Below are 1,316 nucleotides of genomic sequence, written 5' to 3'. Positions count from 1 at the left end.
TGTCCGTCCCTGAAATAGGTTGACCACAAATTGAAATGAACTATGAGAGTAAATTTGAGGCTAATTAGAAAAACTCGTAAGTATTCTGAGGAATTCAAGCGGGAAATAGTTTCTCTATTTGAGAGCGGGAAGTACAGTGTGTACCAGCTGGAACGCCTATATGGCATAAGTAATCCCACGATCTACCAATGGATCTATAAATTTTCTAACTTTAATGTTAGAGGACAACGTATTATCGAGATGAAATCAAGCAACACAAACAAAGTAAGAGAAATGGAGCTTCGTATCAAGGAGCTTGAACGCATGGTTGGGCAAAAGCAGATTAAGATCGATTTCCTGGAGAAAATGATTGATATCGCTGGGGATGATCTAAAAGTTGATATCAGAAAAAATTTCAACACCCCACCATCGGATGGTTCCGTGGGCACGCGCAAAAAATAAGTTATTCGCTCAATGAGCTCTATCGGACCGTTGGTATTAGCAAACAGGCTGTGCAGCAACGTGCTCATCGGGAAGCTCGGTATCAAAAGAAGTTTGAAGAGCTCGTCAAGAAGGCGGATTGCGTGCGTCGGGAACATCCTGGTTGTGGGGTGGAAAAACTATACTATCTGCTAAAGCCGGATTTTGTGGGTAGAGACCGTTTTATAGAAACCATGATGTCCTTAGGCTATCGTCTGAAGGTAAAGAAGAACTATCGCCGAACGACGAGGAGTATTGCCTGGAATTACCCCAACCTTATAAAGGGAATGGTGGTTGAGGCGCCCAATACAGTTTGGCAATCGGACATCACCTACTTTCATGTTGGCAATAGGTTCTATTACGGCGTGTTTATTATCGATGTTTATACCAAGAAAATTGTGGGGTATCAGGTTTCTGACCATATGCAGGCAACAGCCAACCTACAGGCTCTTAAAAAAGCCCTAAAAGAAAACGAAGCCCCTCAATATCACCACTCAGACCGAGGAGCACAGTACGGATCGACAGATTATTTGAATCTCTTAAAGACAAACAATTGTAAGATAAGTATGGGTAAAAGTGCGCAGGACAATCCATATGCAGAAAGAATAAATGGTACCATAAAAAATGAATACATCGGGTATTGGAAACCTAACAACTTTGCCAGCCTGAAAAAAATGGTGGATAAAGCCGTAAGACAGTACAACGGAAGAAGGATACACAACTCCATAAGCAGGATGTCTCCAAAAGAGTTTGAACAAAAATGGTTTAGAGGAGTTCTTTCCCCTAAACCATTAATAACTATATTTGAAAAAGTTGATTAATTATAAAAAACGGTCAACTCTATTCAGGGATGGACA

General features: G+C 41.0%; 2 protein-coding genes. Both read left to right on the top strand.

The window, feature by feature from the left end; all coding sequences use genetic code 11:
* The first annotated feature begins 42 nt into the window (after positions 1-42).
* Positions 43-441: a transposase gene (locus ACP6L2_RS18120; RefSeq protein WP_440510654.1), complete on the top strand. Its 399-nt coding sequence runs from the start codon at positions 43-45 to the stop codon at positions 439-441.
* Positions 408-1,280 (top strand): IS3 family transposase, encoded by an 873-nt coding sequence (locus tag ACP6L2_RS18115; protein WP_440510655.1) that lies wholly within the window; start codon positions 408-410, stop codon positions 1,278-1,280. The genes ACP6L2_RS18120 and ACP6L2_RS18115 overlap by 34 nt, the downstream gene beginning before the upstream one ends.
* The last annotated feature ends 36 nt before the right edge of the window (positions 1,281-1,316 follow it).

Source organism: Sphingobacterium lactis, assembly GCF_051951495.1.
Taxonomy (GTDB): Bacteria; Bacteroidota; Bacteroidia; order Sphingobacteriales; family Sphingobacteriaceae; genus Sphingobacterium; species Sphingobacterium lactis_A.
This window is presented reverse-complemented; position numbering and strand designations above follow the sequence as displayed.